Below are 323 nucleotides of genomic sequence, written 5' to 3'. Positions count from 1 at the left end.
CTGTTCGTCGCGCGGCTGCTGGCCGTGCACGGACTGCGGCAGGCCGCGTCCACCGGGCTCGCCGCGGCTTGCGCGGCCGAGGCGGTGGCGCTCGGCTCGACGCTCACCGCGCGGCTGCCGGGGCTGGACGCCGTAGGGGTGCCGGTGGAGGCAGCCGTTGCCGCCCTCGGCCCGGGCGCGGTGCCGCTCGCGGCCTGCGCGGCGGCCTGGGCCGGTCTGCTGGTGTACGCCGCCGTGACCCTGCCCCGTGCCTCGTCACACGCTTTCGCCGCCCAGGACTCCCGGGCCGTCGGAACCGCCGTCACCGGCGGCCCGGGGTGGCG

1 pseudogene is annotated in these 323 nt (G+C 79.9%); it reads left to right on the top strand.

What is annotated here, in order from left to right:
• Positions 1–323, top strand: a pseudogene (locus GCU69_RS32520) (hypothetical protein); the annotation flags it as partial.

It is taken from the genome of Streptomyces lycii (assembly GCF_009735685.1).
Taxonomy (GTDB): Bacteria; Actinomycetota; Actinomycetes; order Streptomycetales; family Streptomycetaceae; genus Streptomyces; species Streptomyces lycii.
The sequence above is the reverse complement of the archived record's forward strand: the minus strand, read 5'-3'. Positions and strand labels throughout refer to the sequence as shown.